The organism is Acinetobacter sp. IK40 (assembly GCF_035615075.1).
Lineage (GTDB): Bacteria > Pseudomonadota > Gammaproteobacteria > Pseudomonadales > Moraxellaceae > Acinetobacter > Acinetobacter courvalinii.
Genome location: NZ_JANBOE010000010.1, coordinates 1 through 20,197 on the forward strand (window position 1 = coordinate 1; position 20,197 = coordinate 20,197).

20 protein-coding genes are annotated in these 20,197 nt (G+C 44.0%); 3 read left to right on the forward strand and 17 right to left on the reverse strand.

What is annotated here, in order from left to right; all coding sequences use genetic code 11:
* Positions 1–161 precede the first annotated feature (161 nt).
* The 6 genes from MSG93_RS16235 to ribF all read right to left on the reverse strand — a co-directional run bounded on the left by MSG93_RS16235 (position 162) and on the right by ribF (position 6,599).
* On the reverse strand, positions 162–707 hold the full coding sequence (locus MSG93_RS16235) for a type 1 glutamine amidotransferase domain-containing protein (protein WP_005281506.1): 546 nt from the start codon (positions 705–707) through the stop codon (positions 162–164).
* 324 nt (positions 708–1,031) lie between these two features.
* Positions 1,032–1,574 carry an NADPH-dependent FMN reductase gene (locus MSG93_RS16240; RefSeq protein ID WP_032876898.1) on the reverse strand — a complete coding sequence of 181 codons (543 nt, stop codon included), beginning with the start codon at positions 1,572–1,574 and terminating at the stop codon, positions 1,032–1,034.
* A gap of 104 nt (positions 1,575–1,678) precedes the next feature.
* Positions 1,679–2,161, reverse strand: coding sequence for a peptidylprolyl isomerase (locus MSG93_RS16245; protein ID WP_324622502.1), 483 nt, complete (start codon positions 2,159–2,161; stop codon positions 1,679–1,681).
* 1 nt (position 2,162) lies between these two features.
* Positions 2,163–2,693, reverse strand: a complete 531-nt coding sequence (lspA, locus tag MSG93_RS16250; RefSeq protein ID WP_153560063.1) for a signal peptidase II — start codon at positions 2,691–2,693, stop codon at positions 2,163–2,165.
* Between the two features lie 4 nt (positions 2,694–2,697).
* Positions 2,698–5,535: an isoleucine--tRNA ligase gene (gene ileS / locus MSG93_RS16255; RefSeq protein WP_324622503.1), complete on the reverse strand. Its 2,838-nt coding sequence runs from the start codon at positions 5,533–5,535 to the stop codon at positions 2,698–2,700.
* A gap of 62 nt (positions 5,536–5,597) precedes the next feature.
* Positions 5,598–6,599: a riboflavin biosynthesis protein RibF gene (ribF, locus tag MSG93_RS16260; protein WP_324622504.1), complete on the reverse strand. Its 1,002-nt coding sequence runs from the start codon at positions 6,597–6,599 to the stop codon at positions 5,598–5,600.
* A 207-nt stretch (positions 6,600–6,806) separates the two neighbouring features.
* Here ribF and MSG93_RS16265 point away from each other — a divergent pair, with 207 nt between their 5' ends.
* From MSG93_RS16265 to MSG93_RS16275, 3 genes are all read left to right on the forward strand, one after another.
* Entirely contained in the window at positions 6,807–7,940 is a 1,134-nt protein-coding gene (locus tag MSG93_RS16265; protein WP_324622505.1) for a TDT family transporter, read from the forward strand.
* 63 nt (positions 7,941–8,003) lie between these two features.
* A complete protein-coding gene (locus MSG93_RS16270) occupies positions 8,004–8,576 on the forward strand; it encodes a 5'-nucleosidase (protein ID WP_324622506.1) in 573 nt (190 codons plus the stop codon).
* 223 nt (positions 8,577–8,799) lie between these two features.
* A complete protein-coding gene (locus MSG93_RS16275) occupies positions 8,800–9,525 on the forward strand; it encodes a tetratricopeptide repeat protein (RefSeq protein WP_324622507.1) in 726 nt (241 codons plus the stop codon).
* A gap of 285 nt (positions 9,526–9,810) precedes the next feature.
* On the opposite strand, the gene MSG93_RS16280 is transcribed toward MSG93_RS16275, so the two are convergent.
* From MSG93_RS16280 to ubiG, 11 genes are all read right to left on the reverse strand, one after another.
* Positions 9,811–10,422 (reverse strand): TetR/AcrR family transcriptional regulator, encoded by a 612-nt coding sequence (locus tag MSG93_RS16280; protein ID WP_005228225.1) that lies wholly within the window; start codon positions 10,420–10,422, stop codon positions 9,811–9,813.
* A gap of 242 nt (positions 10,423–10,664) precedes the next feature.
* Positions 10,665–11,465, reverse strand: coding sequence for an ABC transporter ATP-binding protein (locus MSG93_RS16285; RefSeq protein WP_032870817.1), 801 nt, complete (start codon positions 11,463–11,465; stop codon positions 10,665–10,667).
* Between the two features lie 13 nt (positions 11,466–11,478).
* Positions 11,479–12,282: an aliphatic sulfonate ABC transporter permease SsuC gene (gene ssuC / locus MSG93_RS16290; protein WP_009516385.1), complete on the reverse strand. Its 804-nt coding sequence runs from the start codon at positions 12,280–12,282 to the stop codon at positions 11,479–11,481.
* A complete protein-coding gene (ssuD, locus tag MSG93_RS16295) occupies positions 12,279–13,454 on the reverse strand; it encodes an FMNH2-dependent alkanesulfonate monooxygenase (RefSeq protein WP_324622509.1) in 1,176 nt (391 codons plus the stop codon). The genes ssuC and ssuD overlap by 4 nt, the downstream gene beginning before the upstream one ends.
* A gap of 32 nt (positions 13,455–13,486) precedes the next feature.
* Entirely contained in the window at positions 13,487–14,473 is a 987-nt protein-coding gene (locus tag MSG93_RS16300; protein WP_324622510.1) for an aliphatic sulfonate ABC transporter substrate-binding protein, read from the reverse strand.
* Between the two features lie 12 nt (positions 14,474–14,485).
* A complete protein-coding gene (locus MSG93_RS16305) occupies positions 14,486–15,478 on the reverse strand; it encodes a sulfonate ABC transporter substrate-binding protein (protein WP_324622511.1) in 993 nt (330 codons plus the stop codon).
* A 312-nt stretch (positions 15,479–15,790) separates the two neighbouring features.
* Complete coding sequence (gene argA, locus MSG93_RS16310) at positions 15,791–17,146, reverse strand: amino-acid N-acetyltransferase (RefSeq protein ID WP_324622512.1); 1,356 nt, start codon at positions 17,144–17,146, stop codon at positions 15,791–15,793.
* A gap of 112 nt (positions 17,147–17,258) precedes the next feature.
* Positions 17,259–17,642: an RcnB family protein gene (locus MSG93_RS16315; protein ID WP_004773416.1), complete on the reverse strand. Its 384-nt coding sequence runs from the start codon at positions 17,640–17,642 to the stop codon at positions 17,259–17,261.
* A 181-nt stretch (positions 17,643–17,823) separates the two neighbouring features.
* Positions 17,824–18,570 (reverse strand): YciK family oxidoreductase, encoded by a 747-nt coding sequence (locus MSG93_RS16320; RefSeq protein ID WP_324622513.1) that lies wholly within the window; start codon positions 18,568–18,570, stop codon positions 17,824–17,826.
* A 30-nt stretch (positions 18,571–18,600) separates the two neighbouring features.
* A complete protein-coding gene (locus MSG93_RS16325) occupies positions 18,601–19,302 on the reverse strand; it encodes an HAD-IA family hydrolase (RefSeq protein WP_324622514.1) in 702 nt (233 codons plus the stop codon).
* The gene (ubiG, locus tag MSG93_RS16330) at positions 19,299–20,012 is read right to left on the reverse strand and encodes a bifunctional 2-polyprenyl-6-hydroxyphenol methylase/3-demethylubiquinol 3-O-methyltransferase UbiG (RefSeq protein WP_009516391.1); all 714 of its coding nucleotides are present in this window, start codon (positions 20,010–20,012) and stop codon (positions 19,299–19,301) included. The genes MSG93_RS16325 and ubiG overlap by 4 nt, the downstream gene beginning before the upstream one ends.
* Between the last annotated feature and the right edge of the window lie 185 nt (positions 20,013–20,197).

A 20,197-nucleotide genomic window follows, 5' to 3' on the forward strand; every position in this document is an offset into this window, starting at 1 on the left:
CCTTCCCGAACTCAGAAGTGAAACCTCTTAGCGCTGATGGTAGTGTGGCACTTGCCATGTGAGAGTAAGTCATCGCCAGCTTTTAAATACGAAACACCCCCAACCTAACGGTTGGGGGTGTTTTTTTATTGGCGGGGGGAAAAATAATGCTGTCTAAGAGCTTATTCTTGGCTCAATTCTTTCAAGATAGCTTCATTGAACTGTGGAATATCATCTGGGCAGCGTGAGGTGATAAGAGGCCAGTCATTGGTATTACAACGATGTACCGCTTCATCCACCCAGTGTGCGCCTGCATTTTCTAGGTCCAGACGAATGCTTTTATAGGACGTCAGATTTTTATCCTTAATGCGTTCTGCATTGATGAGTGTCCAAGGCGCATGACAGATTGCGGCAATTGGCTTGTTTTGATCGGTAAAATATTGAATGATGGCATGGGCTTTTTCATTGAGCCGTAAGGTATCGGCATTGACGGTACCGCCAGGAATAATCAAAATATCGTAATCTTCTACAGAAACCTGATCCAATGAGGCTTGTGGTGTATAACTTGGACCAAGTGCCTTATCACCTTTTACCGTCTGCACAGCATCAAAGCTTTCTGCAGCATGGATGACTTCAATACCTTTGCCTTTTAAAAATTCGAGTGGCTGAATCAGCTCATCATGTTCAACGCCTGCGTTAGATGTGATGATTAATGCTTTTTTACCCATGGTTACGACCTCAAAATCATTTTTATTTTAGGGTAACAAGCTAAAAACATGAAAAATGTAGGGCTTTCTGGGGCAGATTGTATCTTGCGGGATACGATGTCAATTTCTGTTACATGCTTCAGATAGATAAAAAGAAGCCCCATCATCCTGACGGGGCTTCTTCGTATTCCGCTTATGTCGTTGATATCCTATTAACGACCACGTCCTGTGTGTTTTATTATTCTCAATGAGACTTCCTGTCTCTCTATGCTTCATATATTAACGATTAAGCTGGGTTAGATATAGACGTAAATCTACCTGATCAACGTACGCTTAGGCGTACAATTAAGCGATATGATACTTCTGTAGTTTACTCATTAACGCTGACAAGCCTTTCACTTCAAACTCATTGGCTTCAAACGTTTCTTCTTTATTACGTTTAAAAATATCACGGATTTCAAGAACAGCATTGCTGTCCACCAGGCCGATATAGGTCGCGACCTGACGGAGTTGATCAATTGAGCGCGAGCCATTGGTTGCACCATAGCCCACATAAGCCGCAGGTTTACCTTGCCATTCCTTAGCCACGTAATCCAATGCATTTTTGAGTGCTGGACTGTAGCCATGATTATATTCGGGGCTAATCAAGATAAATGCATCAGCGGCGGCAATTTTATCGGCCCATTGTTGTTGTTTAGGTTGGTCATAAACACCTGTCGCTGGAGGATGCGCGCCTGCAAAGATAGGTAAGGCCCATTCTTTCAGATCGATAATCTCGGTCTGAATATCATTTAATGAAAGTCCATTGATGGCCTGATCGACCCAATTGGCGATTTTAATGGCTGTACGGCCTTCGCGGATACTACCGACGATAATGTAAATGAGCATATTAATCTTCCTGTGTTATTGCTTAGAATCGAAAATAAATGTCTTTTAATGATCTTATACTTTTATTCAGGGTTAAAAAAAGCTCTCATTTGAGAGCTTTTATGTTACATCAATTTAATGCCTTGCTGTCCAGCAGGGGTGACCTTAAAGATTTCAACTTCAAAGGTAATATTTTTGCCTGCTAGTGGATGATTAAAATCGATTTCAGTGGTGTCATCATTGACCGATTTTACAATTCCAAATAAGGTGGCTTTGGCCTTATCTTCAAATTCAATCATATGACCAACGATGGGACGTTGTTCAAACTTAACCGTATCGAAGATCTGGATATTTTCAGCATTCCAGGGGCCAAAAGCATCTTCAGGTGGTAAATGTACAGTACGACGATCGCCTGCACGTAAACCAAATAAAGCCTTTTCAAAGCCAGGTAACAGGTTACCGTCACCAATGATCAGACTGACAGGTTCTTCACGGCCACGGGTATTGTCGATCTCAACACCATTTTCGATTGAAACCGAAAAGTGCAAGTCAACTTTTGAACCGTCCTGAATACGAATTTCTTCGTTTGGGTGAATAATTTCGTTCATCTTATCTATCCGCATTTTGGTTGCGTTTCTTCTCGAGGAAGAAGGTATCGATTAGCAGTAAAATCGTTCCCAAAGTAATGGCACTATCTGCAAGGTTAAATGCTGGGAAATGGCTGTTCTGGTAATAGACATGGATAAAATCGACCACATAGCCCAGACTGACACGGTCAATCAGGTTGCCAATGGCTCCACCGAGAATCAACGCAATTGCCATAGGCAAAATGATCATTTTCTTTGGCATGCGCATCAGCCAGAACACAAAAATAACTGACACAATGCCTGCTAGAGACGTAAAAAGATAACGTTGCCAGCCACCCGCATCAGATAGAAAGCTAAATGCTGCGCCATGATTATGAAGTAATGTCCAGTTTAAAAAAGGCAGAACCGGAACAGGATCAGCATAATTTAAATGCGAACTTGCAATCCATTTGGTCCATTGATCCAGCACAATGGCAAGGACAGAAAGTCCAAGCCACATGAAGTTGTGCGGGTAAAACTGGAATAAGCCTTTTTTTGCGGGGCTTGTTTGCACAGAATTATGCATATTTTCTCACTTCGCCACTGCCAGTGACATTGATAATACAACGAGCGCATAAACCAGCATGACCAACGTGTGTATTTACATCTGGCAGCACATGCCAGCAGCGTACACATTTTTCACCATCCGCCGCTGAAACCTGAACACGTAACCCGGCAAGGTCAGTGCTTTCACCTTGTTCAGCATACGGATGCACAATGACTTGAGAGGTGATCAAGACAAAGCGTAATTCATCAGCCAATTGGTTCAACAATTTCTGTAATGCTTCATCTGCCCAAAGTTCAACTTTTGCAGATAAGTTACTGCCAATCAGTTTAGCGTTACGTGCTGCTTCAATCTGTTTATTTACTGCTGATTTTACGCTAATCAATGTTTGCCAATCTGCTTCAGACAGTAAGTTTGCCGTTGATGCGGTTGGAATGTCATACCATTCAGCGGTAAACACATATTTTTCAGTTTGTTCTGGGATTAAAGGCCATGCTTCTTGCGCGGTAAAGCTGAGAATTGGAGCCATCCAGCGGACAAAGGCCTGAACGATATGGTACAGCGCGGTTTGGGCAGAATGACGTGCTTGTGAATCTGCCTTGGTGGTGTATTGACGATCTTTGATGATGTCGAGATAGAAACCACCCAAATCGTTGATACAGAAGTTGGTGAGGGCATTGGTCACAATATGGAAATTCATCTCTTCATAGGCTTGCTGAATGGTTTTTTGAACCTCAGCAGCACGTTGCAGGATGTATTGATCCAATGCAATCAACTGGTCCACTGGCAGTGCATCTGTAGAAGGTTTGAAGCCATTCAGGTTGGCCAGCAAGAATCGTAAGGTGTTACGGATACGACGATAACCATCTGAAGCACGGCTAAAGATTTCTTTACCAGCCGTCATTTCATAACGGTAGTCCGCAGAAGCGATCCAGAAGCGTAAACCATCTGCACCCATATCTTTAATAATGTCTTGTGGGGTAATGATATTACCTAATGATTTAGACATTTTACGGCCTTTCTCATCGACCACAAAACCGTGGGTGAGCAAGCCTTTATATGGCGCACGTTCATTGATTGCAATTGATGTCAGCAATGAAGACTGGAACCAGCCACGGTGTTGATCTGAACCTTCAAGATACAAGTCAGCAGGATCTTGCAGGTCTTCACGTTCACGTAGCACAGCATAGTGAGTTGTGCCAGAGTCAAACCAGACATCAAGCGTGTCACGGATTGCATTGTAGTTCTCGGCATCTGCACCAATGAAGTCACTTGCTTCACGGTTATACCAGCCATCGATCCCTTCTTGCTCGATCAGCTTAGCCACTTCTTCAATCAGTTCAGGCGTGCGCGGATGCAATTCGTTGGTATCTTTATGAACGAAGAACGGGATTGGCACACCCCAGGTCCGTTGACGTGAGATACACCAGTCAGGACGACCTTCAATCATAGACTGAATACGGCTTTGACCCCAATCAGGCACAAACTCGATGTCATTTTCAATCGCGTTTAATGCATTTTGGCGTAGACCGTTGGCATCCATACTGATAAACCATTGTGGTGTCGCACGGAAGATAATTGGTGTTTTGTGACGCCAGCAATGCGGATAGCTATGCTTGATTGGCTGATGCGCCCATAAACGACCGACTGCACCCAACGCTTCAATAATTTGAGGATTGGCTTTATAGATGTGTTCGCCTGCAAAAATTGGTGCAGTGGGTAAATACACACCATTGCCGCCTACAGGGTTTTCAACTTTCAATTGATAGAGCAAGCCGACTTTATAGTCGTCTACACCGTGGCCTGGTGCAGTATGAACTGCACCTGTACCACTGGTTGCAATCACGTGCTCGCCTAAAATGACAGGCACTTGGCGATCAGTTAACAGCGGATGTTGCAAAAGAAGGTTTTCGATTGCCGCGCCTTTGAAATCTGCGAGTACAACTGGATTTTCCAATTTGTAACGTTCGATTGCTGATTCAACCAAGTCTTTGGCAAGAATAAAGTTTTGCGTACCACGGTCAGTGGTCACTTGGACCAGTTGATAGTCGATTTCAGCATGCAACGCGACCGCCTGGTTGGCAGGCAAGGTCCATGGCGTTGTGGTCCAGATCACGATATCAGTCGCATCTTTCACCTCGACATTCAAACGCGTGCTGAGATCGTTCAGATCAACCACGGTGAAGCCGACATCGATGGCATCTGATTTTTTATCTTCGTATTCAACTTCAGCTTCAGCCAGCGAAGAGCCACAGTCCATACACCAGTTCACTGGTTTTAAACCCGGCTCAATATGACCTGCCTTGGCGATTGCACCAAGCGCACGTACGATATCTGCTTCTTGTTTGAAGTTCATGGTGAGGTATGGATTGTCCCAGTCACCGAACACGCCCATGCGCACAAAGTCTTTTTTCTGTAATTCGACTTGAGTGTATGCATATTCACGGCAAGCTTTACGGAAGGTTGATGCATCAACCTTGACGCCGACCTTACCGACTTTTTCTTCTACTTTCAGTTCGATTGGCAGACCGTGACAGTCCCAACCTGGTACATATGGTGCATCGAAGCCATCTAAAACACGGCTTTTGATAATGATATCTTTTAAGACTTTATTGACTGCATGGCCTAAATGGATTTGACCATTGGCATAGGGAGGGCCGTCATGAAGGACATATTTTTTCTTGCCAATACGCGATGCACGAATCTGCTGATAAATGTTGTCGGCATACCACTCTTCTAACCATTTGGCTTCACGCACAGCCAAGTTTGCCTTCATGGCAAATTCAGTCGCTGGCAAATTGAGTGTGGCTTTATAATCCACTGCATTTTCAGGAGTTTGCTTATCGCTCATGCAAGTTTTCTTCCAGTTTGATCAGTTTGTAAACTGACATGTATTACAAATGAAAATTAAATTTAAAAAGGAAATTCAGCTGTGCTGCTACGATAATCTCGTAACTTTTGCACATCATCATCAATTCCGGCTTTGAGGGCTTCAAGCGAAGGGTAATTCAGCTCACCATGTAAATAGTGAAGGAAGGTTACCCGCATCAATAAGCCATACAGATTAGCAGAAACATCAGGGAAATGTACCTCTAATCGCCATTCTGGCTGGTCTTGTTTGATGGCTGGGCGTGTTCCCACATGACCTGCACCAAACAAACTGTCAGCTTGATAGCCAGAGATGCCATTAAGGGCAGGATCTGCATGTTTTATTTTTGCTGTAAGAGAGGCATCTTCACACACCACATCGACCGCATAAATCCCGTTTAAGCACGGTTTATGACGGTTTAAACGCACATTAATCGTTGGGAAATCAAGGGTGCGACCAATCTGGTCACCATACTGGACACGGCCAGTGATGCTATATGGACGTCCCAGTAATTTTGCCGCTAAAGCCAGATCACCTGCTTGTAAGACCTGACGAATACGGGTTGAACTGACCCGTTCACCGTTTAAGGCAATGGTATTTAAATTGGTGACATCAAAGCCATAGTTGCGTAGAAATTCGCTGTTGCCTTGACGATCTTTACCAAAATGGAAGTCATCTCCCAGTACAAGGCTTTGCGCATTCAGTTTTAATTTGAGTAGTTCTGCAAATTCTGTGGCATTTAGACTTCTAAAATATTGGTCAAATTTCGCAACCGCAATGTAGTCCACACCGAGCTCGGTTAAATATTCTACTTTTTCACGTAATGAGCTAATCCGTGGTGGTGCATCATAACCTTTAAAAAATTCAAGCGGTTGCGGCTCAAAAATCATCACTAATGTTTTTAAGCCTTGCGCAGCAGCCAACGTTTTGAGTTGAGCAATCATCGCTTGATGGCCGAGATGGACACCATCAAAATTGCCGATCGTTACCGCAGTCGGCGGTAACTGAAAATCTGGCGATAATGCGTTGAGACGAAGCAACTTCATGGGCGTTAAATACAGTGATTTTTGCAAAGGCTATATATTGCCATATTCTCAGCGTTTCGTCTTGTTGTTGTGTTTTTACACAGAAAAATTTCAATATTTAGAAGTTTTATATCAGTTAAAGTGATTCATTAAATAAAAATAAATCAATTTTTCTTATTTAATGATTAAACTAAAATAGCTGCATAGTCGCTTGATATCGAGATAGAGATGAAAAAGCCGTTTTATCAGCTAGAGCAGAGCACCGATGTAATACGCCATTTTACCCCGAACTGGTTTACTGCCACCATGGGCACAGGGGTTGTGGCGATGATTTTAACACAGCTGCCTTTTGCTTCATCTCTTTTGTTTATGCTTGCGACGAAATTGTGGCAATTCAACATTCTGTTATTTACTACTTTTACTGTGTTGTATGGCTTACGCTGGATCTTGTTTCCGACTGAAGCCAAGCAGATTTTTAGCCATCCCAATATGAGTCTGTTTTTGGGTGCGATACCCATGGGTTTAGCCACGATTGCCAATGGTTTTCTCAGTTTCGGTACCCATTTATATGGTGATATCGCCATACAAATTGCAACTTACCTTTGGTATATCGATGTTGTTCTTGCCGTTGTAATTGCTTGGTTGGTGCCATTCTGTATGTTTAGTTGTCAGGACCATCAACTGCAACGCATGACCGCCGTCTGGCTGTTGCCGATCGTGGCATGTGAAGTTGCTGCCAGCTCTGCGGGCTTGTTATTGCAACATTTAGCAGCCGATCAGCATGCCTTGACCATCTTGATCACAGGCTATGTATTATGGGGCATTTCTGTCTTACCTGCTTTTGCGATCTTAACCATCCTGATGTTACGTCTGGCATTGCATCAGTTGCCTGAGAAAGAAGTGGCGATTTCTAGCTGGCTATGTTTGGGGCCGATTGGGACAGGGGCGTTAGCATTACTATTACTTGGTGAGCAGGCGCCACGGATCATGCAAGCGATGGGCTTTGAAGGCTTGGCAATGTTATTACCTGCTTTAGGCATCGTAGCGAGTCTGGTGTTATTAGGCTTCGGTTTATGGTGGTTTGGTATCGCGATTTTGACTACATTACGCCATATGCGTACTGGAATTCCATTTAACCTAGGCTGGTGGGGCCTCACGTTCCCATTCGGTGTCTTTATTTTAGCAATCTTTAATTTAGCGCATCAGTTACATATCGGTTTTTTACAGTATGCGGCTGTGGTTCTCAGTTTGCTGCTGGTCGGATTATGGGCATTGGTGATGAAGAAAACGCTGGCAGGGGCATATAGCGGTCAGTTATTTTTCTCTCCCTGTTTGGTCGCCTTACAGCAGAAGATGCAATAATATCTAAGGTGTGCCTGAGCGCACCTTTTTTGTGTCTCTATTTTGATTTGAACGAGTCTTTTTATGAATACTGATATTGCCCTGATTATGGCGTTGCCGAGTGAATCCAAAGGTTTGTTTGAGCAGGCAGGTATAGAAGTCCATTACAGTGGCATCGGCAAAATTAATGCGGCATTCAAAGCCTTTGAGGTGATTCAAAAGACCAGATGCAAAACGCTTATCAATTTAGGCAGTGCCGGAAGTTCTCATTTTGATGCACATAGTCTGGTTGAAGTCACCACGTTCGTGCAGCGTGATATGGATGTCTCACCACTCGGTTTTGCAGTCGGGGTTACACCAATGGATGACGAGATTCCTGCTGAAATCCATGCCCAGCCGCATTTTGAGCTTTTACCAAAAGGAATTTGTGGTACGGGTGATTCGTTTGAAACAGGCTTACCGAAAGTCAGCTGTAATCTGGTTGATATGGAAGGCTATGCCTTAGCTAAAGTCTGTCAGAAACTGGGTATACGTTTGATCTCGGTTAAATATATTACTGATGGTGCCAATGATACCGCTCATTTAGAGTGGGAAGAGAATCTGTTACTAGGCGCACAAAAATTATTGGCGTTGTATCAGGCGCATTTTAAAATGTAAAGGGTTTAAAGTTGTAATATATATGGGTGGACTTTTGTGTGTTGGTATGTTATTGAAATTAAAATGTTATTTTGTTTTTAGTTCGTATAACGACCATTATGTTAAATAGATATTCCTGCTCAATTTAGATATATATGGTGATGCTTTAAATTAACTATAACTTAAATGGAAAAATAACGTTTAAGAATATATATTTATATTTTATTAGTAATAGAAATTAACTATGATTTTTACAGAAAAAATAGCTTTAGCTAATCAAGGTAATTTAGATGCACAAAATGATGTAGGCTTATTATACCTAAAAGGTCAAGGTGTTTCAGAGGATTACAATCTAGCGGTAAATTGGTTTCAAAAAGCAGCTGAAAAAGGACATTCAGACGCACAATTTAATTTGGGTTCAATGTACTATCTAGGTATTGGGGTTGAAATTAATGATACGCTAGCTGAAGAATTGATTCGGAAAGCTGCTAATCAGAATCATAGAGCAGCACAACGTGAATTAGGTATGCTATATGTCAAAGGTCAAGGTGTCCTGCAAGATTATGATCTAGCCGCAGAATGGTTTCATAAAGCTGCCATTCAGGATGATGCTATAGCACAAACTCATTTAGGGTTACTATATAGTAAAGGTCAAGGTGTACTGCAAGATTATGATCTAGCTGTAGAGTGGTTTCATAAAGCAGCTAATCAAAAGTTTGCAATGGCTCAATATAACCTAGGCGTGTCATATTATTACGGGCATGGTATATCACAAGATTATGATTTAGCCGTAGAATGGTTTCATAAAGCAGCTAATCAAGATTATGTAGCTGCTCAGCGTGATTTAGGTGTATTGCATGAATTGGGGATCGGAGTGCCTAAAGATATTAATTTAGCTAAAAATTGGTATCAAAAGGCCAGCCTTCAAGGAGATGACTATGCCAATAATAGACTTCATGAGTTGCAATAAAAAAGATATTTAATTATTTCTAAAATTAACATAATACGGCTTATGCGAAATGATTCAACTTTCCCTATAAGCATCAATAGTTTAGCCTAAGCCGTTCTAGGGTTCAGCGCACTAGAACGGCTTTTTCGTGATTTTTCACGTTCCATATAGGTTTATTGATCATTGTTCTATAATTTCATTTAGGCAAACTTAATAATATTTTCGTGCCTTAAATAAAAAAAGCGACAAACAAAGCCGCTTTTTCTATTTTAATCGCTAAGATAAGGCAAGGCGTGTGAAGAAAATTTAACGCGGCAATACGCCGTATAACATCACATGCACAGTATGCTCGATGCTGCGTTGAAACATACTACGATTACGCAAGGTTTTGCCTGTCACCATTTCAATCTGGGTCGAGAAATCCGCGTAATTCTGTGTAATGGCCCAGATATTCAGAATCAACAGTTCTGGATCAATCTCTGCTGACAATTTACCTTGTTCTTGCCAAGTTTGAATGACTTTAGCTTTACGTTTAAACAGCTTTTTCAACGGACCTTTCAGGATCGGCAAAATATGAGGTGCACCTTGAATAATCTCGAGTGCAAATAAACGGGAAGCCTTCGGCTGGTCACGTGAGCTTTCAATTTTTTGAATTAAATAATGTGTCAATGCTTCTGTTGGTTCAAGTTCAGACTCCAAGGTCTGTAAAGGCGCCAACCATTTTTGCAGAACCGTGGTGAGTACTTCCACATACAGTGACTCTTTATTTTCATAGTAGTAGAAAATATTGGATTTATGCATATTTGCGAGCTGTGCAATCTCATCCAGACTTGCGCCACTAAACCCATAGACGGAAAAAACATCCAGGGCAGCATTCAGCAGTTGATTGCGCTTTTGTGTACTTTTTTTCTGTTCCATCTGCGAGCTTGATTCAAAAAATGTCATTGACATTGTAAGATAAATTGCCGGATTTGTGCACAGTCACAGAATTTTTTTATCGAAAAAATTATACTTTTTGGGCCAAAATTAGGGATGTGTTTGATAATTATTGAAATCTAAAAAAGGTCATACATATTTTGTAAATAATTCATCTGTTGGTCATCAATTGGAATCGTTATTTTTGATGATTTGACGTATTTTTTAGAAAAAGTGAAACGGTTTTAGGTGGCTAAAACCGCATCAAGGACTTGTTGTTCAAGTTGTGCAAAAGCAATACTCTTTTTACGTGGACGTGGCAGATTTACCTGAAAATTATGCGCGATATGGCCCTGATCCAGAAGGATAATTCGATCGGCCAGCTGGACAGCTTCACTTACATCATGTGTCACCAGAATGGCGGTAAAGCCTTGTTCCTTCCAGAGACGTTCAATCAGGTTTTGCATCTCCAAACGGGTCAGGGCATCTAAGGCGCCTAAAGGTTCATCCAGAAGCAAAATACGGGGTGAATGCGAGAGCGCACGTGCCAGTGCAGCACGTTGACGTTGCCCACCTGAAAGTTGTGCAGGCCATTGCGAGGCTTTCTCTTTTAAGCCGACTTTCTCCAGTAAGGTGGCTGCGAGTTGGTGCTGTTCTTTAGGTAGTCCCAATTGCACATTTTGCAGGACGCTTTTCCATGGCAGCAGGCGAGGGTCCTGAAACATCACCCGAATGTCTGCATTGGTGATACCTTCACGAAAATGGCGGGCAGACTGGAATTTAATTTCTCCATAACTGGCTTTTTCCAGTTGGGCAATGAGACGGAGCAGGGTACTTTTACCACAGCCACTACGTCCGACGACCGCAACAAATTCACCTGCCTGAATATGCAAGTCAAGATCTTCCAGAACCTTGACCTCACCATAAAACTTATACAGTTGTTCAATCAGAATATCTGCGCCATTGGCAGGTGCCTGAGCTGTTTCTGGTTCAGTGACTGGTTGCACCAGATTATTGTCATAGAAATTTAGATTTAAATTACTCATCTTTAACTCCCTTTTATTTCTGGTAGCCTGCATGCCAGCGTAATAAATAACGTTCTAAACCTTGAGCCAAGACATCGGCCAATTTGCCCAGCAGTGCGTAAAGTAAGATACCGACCAGAACAATGTCAGTCTGTAAAAATTCCCGCGCATTCATGGTCATATAGCCGATTCCTGATTGTGCCGAAATGGTTTCGGCCACAATCAAAAGGACCCAGACCAATCCTAAAGAGAAACGCAGACCGACCAGTATGGAAGGCATGGCACCGGGTAAAATGATGTCTTTATACAACTGCCAGCGGCTTAATCCATAGCTTTTACCCATCTCGATTAGCTGGGGATCGACGGAACGGATGCCGTGATAGGTATTGATGTAGATCGGGAAAAACACGCCCACTGCAACCAGAAACAGTTTGGCCGTTTCATCAATACCGAACCATAAAATCACCAATGGAATCAGCGCCAATGCCGGAATGTTACGGATCATTTGCAAGGTGGTATCAAGCAAGGTTGAAGCAATACGCGATGAGCCGTTGAGTAGCCCTAAAATTAGCCCCAAGCCACCGCCAATCAGTAAACCCAGTAAAGCACGACCCGCACTGACTTTGACATGCTGCCAAAGTTCACCACTGAGCAGTAAGTGCCAGAACGCACTTACCACAGCACTTGGGGCGGGTAATACCCGGCTTTGTAACAGGCCCGAACTCGAAGCAGCTTGCCAAACCAGCACCAGTAACACTGGAAATAGCCAAGGCAATAAACTGCTGCCTATTTTTTGTGTTCCACGTGAAACATTATTAACGGAAACTTTGCTATTCATGCAGTCTCCTTGGTCAAGGGCTTAGCTTCCTTGACCTCCGGCACGTAGTTATTGGCAATGATTTCACCAAATGGGCCAGTTAAATGTGGTTGTGCCAGTTTCTCGCGGGTTTTAAGGGGTAATAATGGGAACACCAGTTCAGCAAAACGGATCGATTCTTCCAGATGTGGATAGCCCGAGAAAATAAAGGTATCGATACCTAAATCGGCATATTCCTGAATACGTGCCGCAACTGTTTCTGGATCACCGACCAGAGCGGTTCCTGCGCCGCCACGTACCAGCCCAATGCCTGCCCAGAGGTTCGGTGAAACTTCGAGTTGATCTTTACGCCCGCCGTGAAGGGCAGCCATACGCTGCTGGCCCACAGAATCCATTTGCGCAAATTTTTTCTGCGCTGCGGCAATGGTAGCATCATCCAGATATTGAATCAGCTCATCTGCTGCTGCCCAGGCCTGTTCGTTGGTCTCACGCACAATCACATGTAAACGGATCCCATAATTCAGGGTACGCCCTTTGGCCGCTGCTTTGGCACGCAAATATTCGACCTTTTCTTTCACTGCAGCAGGAGGCTCACCCCAGGTTAAATAGGTATCGACCTGTTCTGCTGCCAGTTCAGTTGCAGCTTCTGATGAACCGCCAAACCACAATGGAGGATAGGGTTGCTGTACAGGCGGATAGAGCAGTTTGGCGTCATCGACACTGAGGCGTTCTCCGTGAAAGGTAAACGATTCGCCGGTATGTGAGCGGGTCAGGATTTCACGCCAGATTTTGACATATTCAGAGGCTGTCTGATAACGGGTACTGTGATCTTCATAGAGACCATCACCTTTGAGTTCTTGCTCGTCGCCGCCAGTCACCAGATTAAGTAGAATACGCCCATTGGAGAGACGGTCAAAGGTGGCGGCCATCCGTGCAGCAAGTGCCGGAGTGGTAATGCCGGGACGTAGCGCCACCAGGAATTTCAGCTGTTTGGTGGCATCAATCAGGCTGGCAGCGGTGATCCAGGGATCTTCACAAGAGCGCCCTGTCGGAATCAGGACACCAGCATAACCGAGATTGTCCACCGCTACGGCAATCTGTTTCATATAAGCATGATCGACCTGACGAGCGCCCTTGCTGGTGCCAAGATAACGACTGTCACCATGAGTGGGAATAAACCAGAAAATATTCATGTCGATGTTCCTTATGAAAATGAAATCAATGTTTATTGGGCAGACCAGACACTGTGCTGAATATCAATTTGCACAGGAATGAGTTGCTCTTGTTTAAATAAATCGGCAATTTGTTGCTGACTCTTTATGACCTCAGCTGTGAGGATGTGCACAGGCGATGGTTTTGGTCGTTTGTCTAAAACACGTTGCGCCACAGGAAGGCTCAGCCCCGTACTTTGTGCATAAATCTGTAGTGCCTGATCTTGGTGCTGAACAATCCACTGATCCGCAATGTTGATGCTCTTAATCAGCTTTGGCGCAGAATCAGGATGCTTTTGAATAAAATCAGGATTACCAATATAAAAAGAATAAGTGGTTGGAAAAGCAGAGCCATCGACCAAGGTTTTGGTATGGCCTTGCAGTTCTGCTGTACCTAAGTAGGGTTCCCAAATTGCCCACGCATCAACGGCCTGTTTGTCAAAAGCTGCGCGTGCATCAGCAGGAGGTAACCAGATCGGTTGAATGTCTTGCCAAGATAGGCCCGCTTTCTGCAAGGTTTTTGCCAAAAGTTCGTGTGCACTGGAACCTTTTTGAACTGCGACACGTTTGCCTTTTAAGTCTTGCAGGGTGCTGATTTTATCGTTGGCATGTACCAAAATAGCTTGGCCTGTTGGTGCAACCACTTCATAAGCTACATAGCTCAATGGTTTAGCTGCGGCTTGCGCAAAGATGGGTGGGGTATTGCCGACATAACCAAAATCGACTGCACCAACGGCAAGAGCTTCAAGCATTTGTGGACCTGCTGGAAATTCTCGCCATTCAATTTTGGCATTCGGAAACTCTTGCTCAAATAGCTTTTGTTGTTTGGCAACTAACAAATTGAGGGAGGATTTCTGAAAACCAATGGATAGGGTTTTGACAGCCGTATTTTCAGTTGCTGAAGTTGCCTTCTCCGTACTCTGCTCTGGCTTCTGGCAACCACTCAGTGAAAATGTAGAGATCAGCACACCCAGAACAGAAACTTTAGATAGCAACTTCATGATGATCCTCAATTATTTAACGTCGTTCTTTAATACGGCATCTTGAATGACCAGTTGCTTTGGAATCAGCTTCTGGGCAAAAAATACATCGGCTACATATTGCTGTTCTTTGGCAACCTTTTCGGAAATAGGCTGAACCCCAAAGCCCATACGCGAAATTGATGTTTTTAAAATATCGAATTCAAGTGCGGTTGGTTTTTCTAATAGTTTTGCAGCATCGTCTGGATGCGTTTTGACCCAGTCCGTGGTTTGATTGAGCGTGGTGACCACGGTATTTAGCACTTGCGGATGATTCTCTGCGAATTGGCGATCAGATAGATAGAATTGATGGTTACTGACCAGATGTTCGCCATTGGCAATAACACGTGCATGAATCTGATGTTCAGCTGCAGCCAGGAATGGATCCCAGATCACCCATGCATCGACAGCACCTTTTTCAAAGGCAGCACGTGCATCTGAAGGCGGAAGGTAAACGGGCTGGATATCACTTAAGGTCAGATTATTTTCTTCCAGTAACTTAAGTAATAGGTAATGCACGTTGGAACCTTTATTCAATGCAATACGCTTGCCTTTTAAATCCTGAATCGATTGAATTGGCGAATCTTTTTGCACAATCAAGGCTTCTGCGGATGGGGCAGCGGGCTGATTGGCCACATAGACCAGATTGGGATTGGCAGCCTGGGCAAAGATCGGTGGTGCTTCACCGGCCTCACCCAAGACCACACTTCCGACGTTTAAACCTTCCAATAACTGGGGTCCGGCTGGGAATTCAACCCATTTCACCTGTACACCCTGAGCAGCAAGCGTTTTTTCTAATTCACCTTTTGCTTTGACAATCGGCAAGATGCCATACTTTTGAAAGCCGATATTTAATGTGGTGGTTTCTTGTTTTGTGGTGCTTTGCTGCTCAGGTTTTTTTGCACAGCCTGCAACACCCATCAAACTGGCAAGACTTGCCGCGATGAGGGTATATGTTGTCCATGAGCGATGGTTTGAAATAGCCATGATGGTTGTGCTCCCCGAAAAATCAAAAGATTTAAATAGATGAGCAACTAAGCTAAAACTTTTTTTATTGCATAAAAAATAACAAATCGGGCTTTGTTTATGAGGAAAAGTGCAAAATACAAGATTGCATAACCTTATCCATAAATGGAATAAGAATTAAAAAATGAAATATATTAAGTTTTTGTTTTTAATTGAATTTTTATTATTTTATCGGTTGGTGAATTTATTCTTCATACAGACTTAAGCAGAGATAATGATGATGAAGAGAGATCTTTATCAAAAATAAACATATCTCTTCACCATGCTGAATGCTTAGAGCAGTCTCTTTTTAAATACCAGAGAATTACGTTGATAGTTATATAACTCCTGACGCGCATTCGGTAAATCATCGACGCTGGCAGGGACAAAGCCCTGTTCTAGAAACCAGTGCGCGGTTCGGGTGGTGAGCACAAACAGTTGCTGAATCCCTTGTTGTTTGGCTTTGCTTTCCAGAAATTGCAAAATCTGGCTACCACGATTGGATTTACGGTAGCTTGAATCTACTGCGACGCAGGCAATTTCAGCAGAACGGATTTCATCTGATCCGGCCGGAATCGGGTATAGGGCTGCACAGGCCAGGATCATACCGTCCCGTTCAATCACCGCAAACTGTTCAATTTCACTTTCTAGGCGTTCACGCGAGCGATAAACCAGAATGCCTTCCTGCTCAAGGGGGCGTAACAGGTTAATTAAACCGCCGACGTCATTGATATTGGCAATGCGGACTTCTTCATAATGTGCATCAGTAATTAGGGTACCGACACCATCACGGGTGAACAGCTCTTCAATCAGTGCTCCATCATAGGCATATGAAATCAGATGCACACGATGTACCCCGGATAAAGAGGCCTGTTGCGCCTGTTTGAGATGGAGCGCAAATTCTGGATATTGTTGCTGGTTCTGTTGAATATAGGGTTCCAGCTGATGCGGATTTAACTCACGCAATAACTGGTGCTGCGTATCCATTAGACCTTGTCTTTCACCCAGGAAAATCAGTTTATCGGCTTTTAATGCAATCGCGGTCTTGGTCGCCACTTCTTCTGCAAGTAAATTAAAGACTTCCCCCGTGGTTGAATAGCCAGTTGGGCCCAGCAGGACGATATTATGGTTATCCAGATGACGCTGAATGGCATCAGTATCCACCGAACGGACTTCACCCGTAAGCTGGAAGTCGATACCATCACGAATCCCGTAAGGTTTGGCGGTGACAAAATTACCTGACACCACATCAATGCGAGCGCCGTACATTGGTGAATTGGCCAGACCCATCGAGAGTAGGGCTTCAATTTCCAAACGGATTGAACCCACCGCATTCATGACGCCACGTAATGATTCGCGGGTGGTAATGCGATGGTTCTGGTGAAATGGCGTGTCAATATTGCGATCAAGCAGATTCTGGTTGATTTGCGGGCGTGCGCCGTAAACCAGAATCAGTCGGATGCCCAGAGAGTGCAACAGGGCAATATCATGAATAATATGCTGAAAATTTTCGTGCTGAACGGCTTCACCGGCAAACATCAGGATAAAGGTTTTATCACGATGGGCGTTAATATACGGTGCGGAATGGCGAAACCAGTGTACATAATCTTGGGTTGTACTATGTAACGTTTCAGTCATTTGGGTCGCCATGTGAATCTCAGAGATGTACCAATTGATCTGATTTTAACGAAAAAAAAGAAAAGATAAATCACTTCCTAAAACAACACCCCAACTTTTAGCGGTCAAGCGATTGGCGCTGTGCCTAGAAACCCATGATACGGATAATGCTGTTATCTTCCGAATTGACCAAAATATAGTCGTTGTTGATTTTGTACCATTGCTCGTTACGGCTCGGTCGAGGAAGATTATTATCTTTATAATCGACTTTATAACCGTTACCACGATAGTGCTGTGGCATGACATAACCTGCCTGCCAGCGATGTTGCTTTAAGCGCTCGACACCACGTTCTTCACGCATACGGCGTTCACGTTGACGATTTTCACCATCCGGACGATCAAAGCCACGACCATTTTGCCAGCCGCCACCGCGCGAATCCTCATCACGATCGTGCGGACCTGCAAAACTCCCCATGCTACTGAACAGGGTGGTTGAACCTAAAACCAAGATAATGAAAAATTTTTTCATGATGCACCTTATTGACTTCGGATGTCTCTCATGTGAACTACTGTACGTTAAAAATGCAGAGAAACTGTGAAGATCAATTCATTATTGTTTTAAAACAATGAAGAGTTTTCACTCATTTCTCTGAAAAAAACAGTTTTAACCTCAGGGTCCAATGTTATTTAGAATTATTGTAAGGATGAAATTAAGCTTGAGCGTCAATACTTTTCCCGTTCATGTCCAGACTATCGTCACCCATCAGGTACAGGTAGGCTGGCATAATGCTATCCGGTGTTGGAAGAACTTTTGGATCTTCTTCCGGATAGGCCTTGGCACGCATCGCGGTACGTGTACCCCCTGGATTGATGCAGTTAAAACGGATATTCGGATAGGTATTTTCAGCGGCAAAGATCTTGCTCATGGCTTCAGTGGCTACTTTAGAGACCGAATAGGCACCCCATAAGGCACGGGCTTCACGGCCCACACTGGAGCTGGTAAATACCACAGAGGCGTGTTCAGATTTCTGTAGCAACGGCAATAAAGCTTGGGTAAGGGCAAAAGGCGCGCGTAAATTGACTGCCATGACATCATCCCAGACATCGACCGGATATTCTGCCAGTTCAACACGGTCACCGAGCATGCCTGCGTTATGCAAGATGCCATCAAGGCGGCCAAATTGCTGTTCCAGCGTATTGACCAGAAGCTCGTAGTCATGCGTTGAAGCAGTGGAAAGCTGCAAAGGTAAGATTGCAGGTTGAGGCGCACCCAAACCTTCAATTTCGTCATAGATCACTTCAAGTTTATTCAGGGTACGGCCGTGTAATACAACGGTTGCACCATGAAGGGCATAACTCATCGCAGCAGCACGTCCAATACCATCACCGGCACCGGTGATCAGGATAATACGGTCTTTCAGCAAATCTGGACGAGGTTGATATTCTGAATATTTCATTGTTATGCCTCCTGTTTTTATCGTTAATAATTAACCCATCATACCCTGATTTTCTGACAAAACAGTGATTTTCTGTTTGAGCAGCTGGTGTAATTCGGGGATGGTGTGAATAATGGCATCGGCCTGCCAGGCCGCCAGATCATCACGTGTTTCTACAGGCAAATAACCATAAGCCGCCAGAATGGTATACATGTCTGCATTACGGCCTGCATCAATATCACGTGGATGGTCGCCGACATAAATGATGTCTTTGGCATCAAGATTAAGCTTTTTGGCCGCCAGATACATCGGTTCTGGATCGGGTTTGGTATGGCTGACATCTTCCGGGCAAACCAGTACAGCGCAACGATCGGTCAGGTTTAAGGCCGCGAGTAAAAGCTCGCTTAAGCCACGAGGCTTATTGGTCACAATACCCCACGGGATATCGTGGGCTTCCAGTTCTTCCAGTAAAGGATACATGCCTTCAAACAGGTTGGTGTCGACTACAATATTGTCACCATAGACATCTAAAAAGCGCTGGCGATATCCTAAAAATACAGGATCGGTAACCTCTAATTCGGGATAGACCAGTTTTACCATGGCACGTGCGCCTTCAGACACCTGCGTGCGAATGGTTGCGGCATCCACCACAGGGCGCTGCTCATCACGGCACATTTGCTGAATGATACGGATAAAGTCGGCAGCGGTATCGATCAGCGTACCATCAAGATCAAATAAAACAGCTTTCATCACGCACCTGTATTTGTGGTATGAACCATATAATTCACGTCAACATTTGGCGCTAACCAGTAATGTTTGGTGATCGGGTTGTAATGTAAACCGGTCATTTCTTTGAGGGTGAGACCTGCATTGCGGATATCATGTGCCATTTCTGAAGGGCGAATGAATTTATGATAGTCATGCGTGCCTTTTGGCAGTAAACGAAGCACGTATTCCGCACCGATAATGGCAAATAAATATGATTTCGGATTACGGTTAATGGTTGAGAAGAACACATGACCGCCTGGCTTAACCAAAGCCTGGCAGGCTTTCACGATTGAAGCAGGGTCAGGTACATGTTCCATCATTTCCATACAGGTTACTACATCATATTGACCGGCCTGTTCCTGCGCCAGCTGCTCGACTGGAATCTGACGGTATTCAATATTTTCAACATTGTCCTGCTGGGCATGTAAACGCGCCACGGCAAGCGGCGCTTCGCCCATATCAATGCCCACAACATCGGCACCACGACGTGCCATGCTTTCTGCCAGAATCCCGCCACCACAGCCGACATCAAGGACTTTCTTGCCTGCCAGGCCGCCCACGCGTTCATCCACCCAGTTTAGACGTAAAGGGTTGATTTGATGGAGCGGGCGGAATTCAGAATGTTGATCCCACCATTTGGCAGCCAATGCTTCAAATTTTGCGATTTCTTGCGGGTCAACATTCAATTGTGACATGGAAGAGCCTCTATCAATATTTTATGGAGTTGTAATGATGATCAAATCCTTAGTTAAAACATTAAACCAAGCAGAGTCTTGCTGAGTTTTCATCTTATTTCAGGATAGACCTTCGGTTCGACCTACTTTTCTTTCGGGAAAAGTAGGCAAAACCATTGTCATCTGCAAAACCTGAGGTACGAATA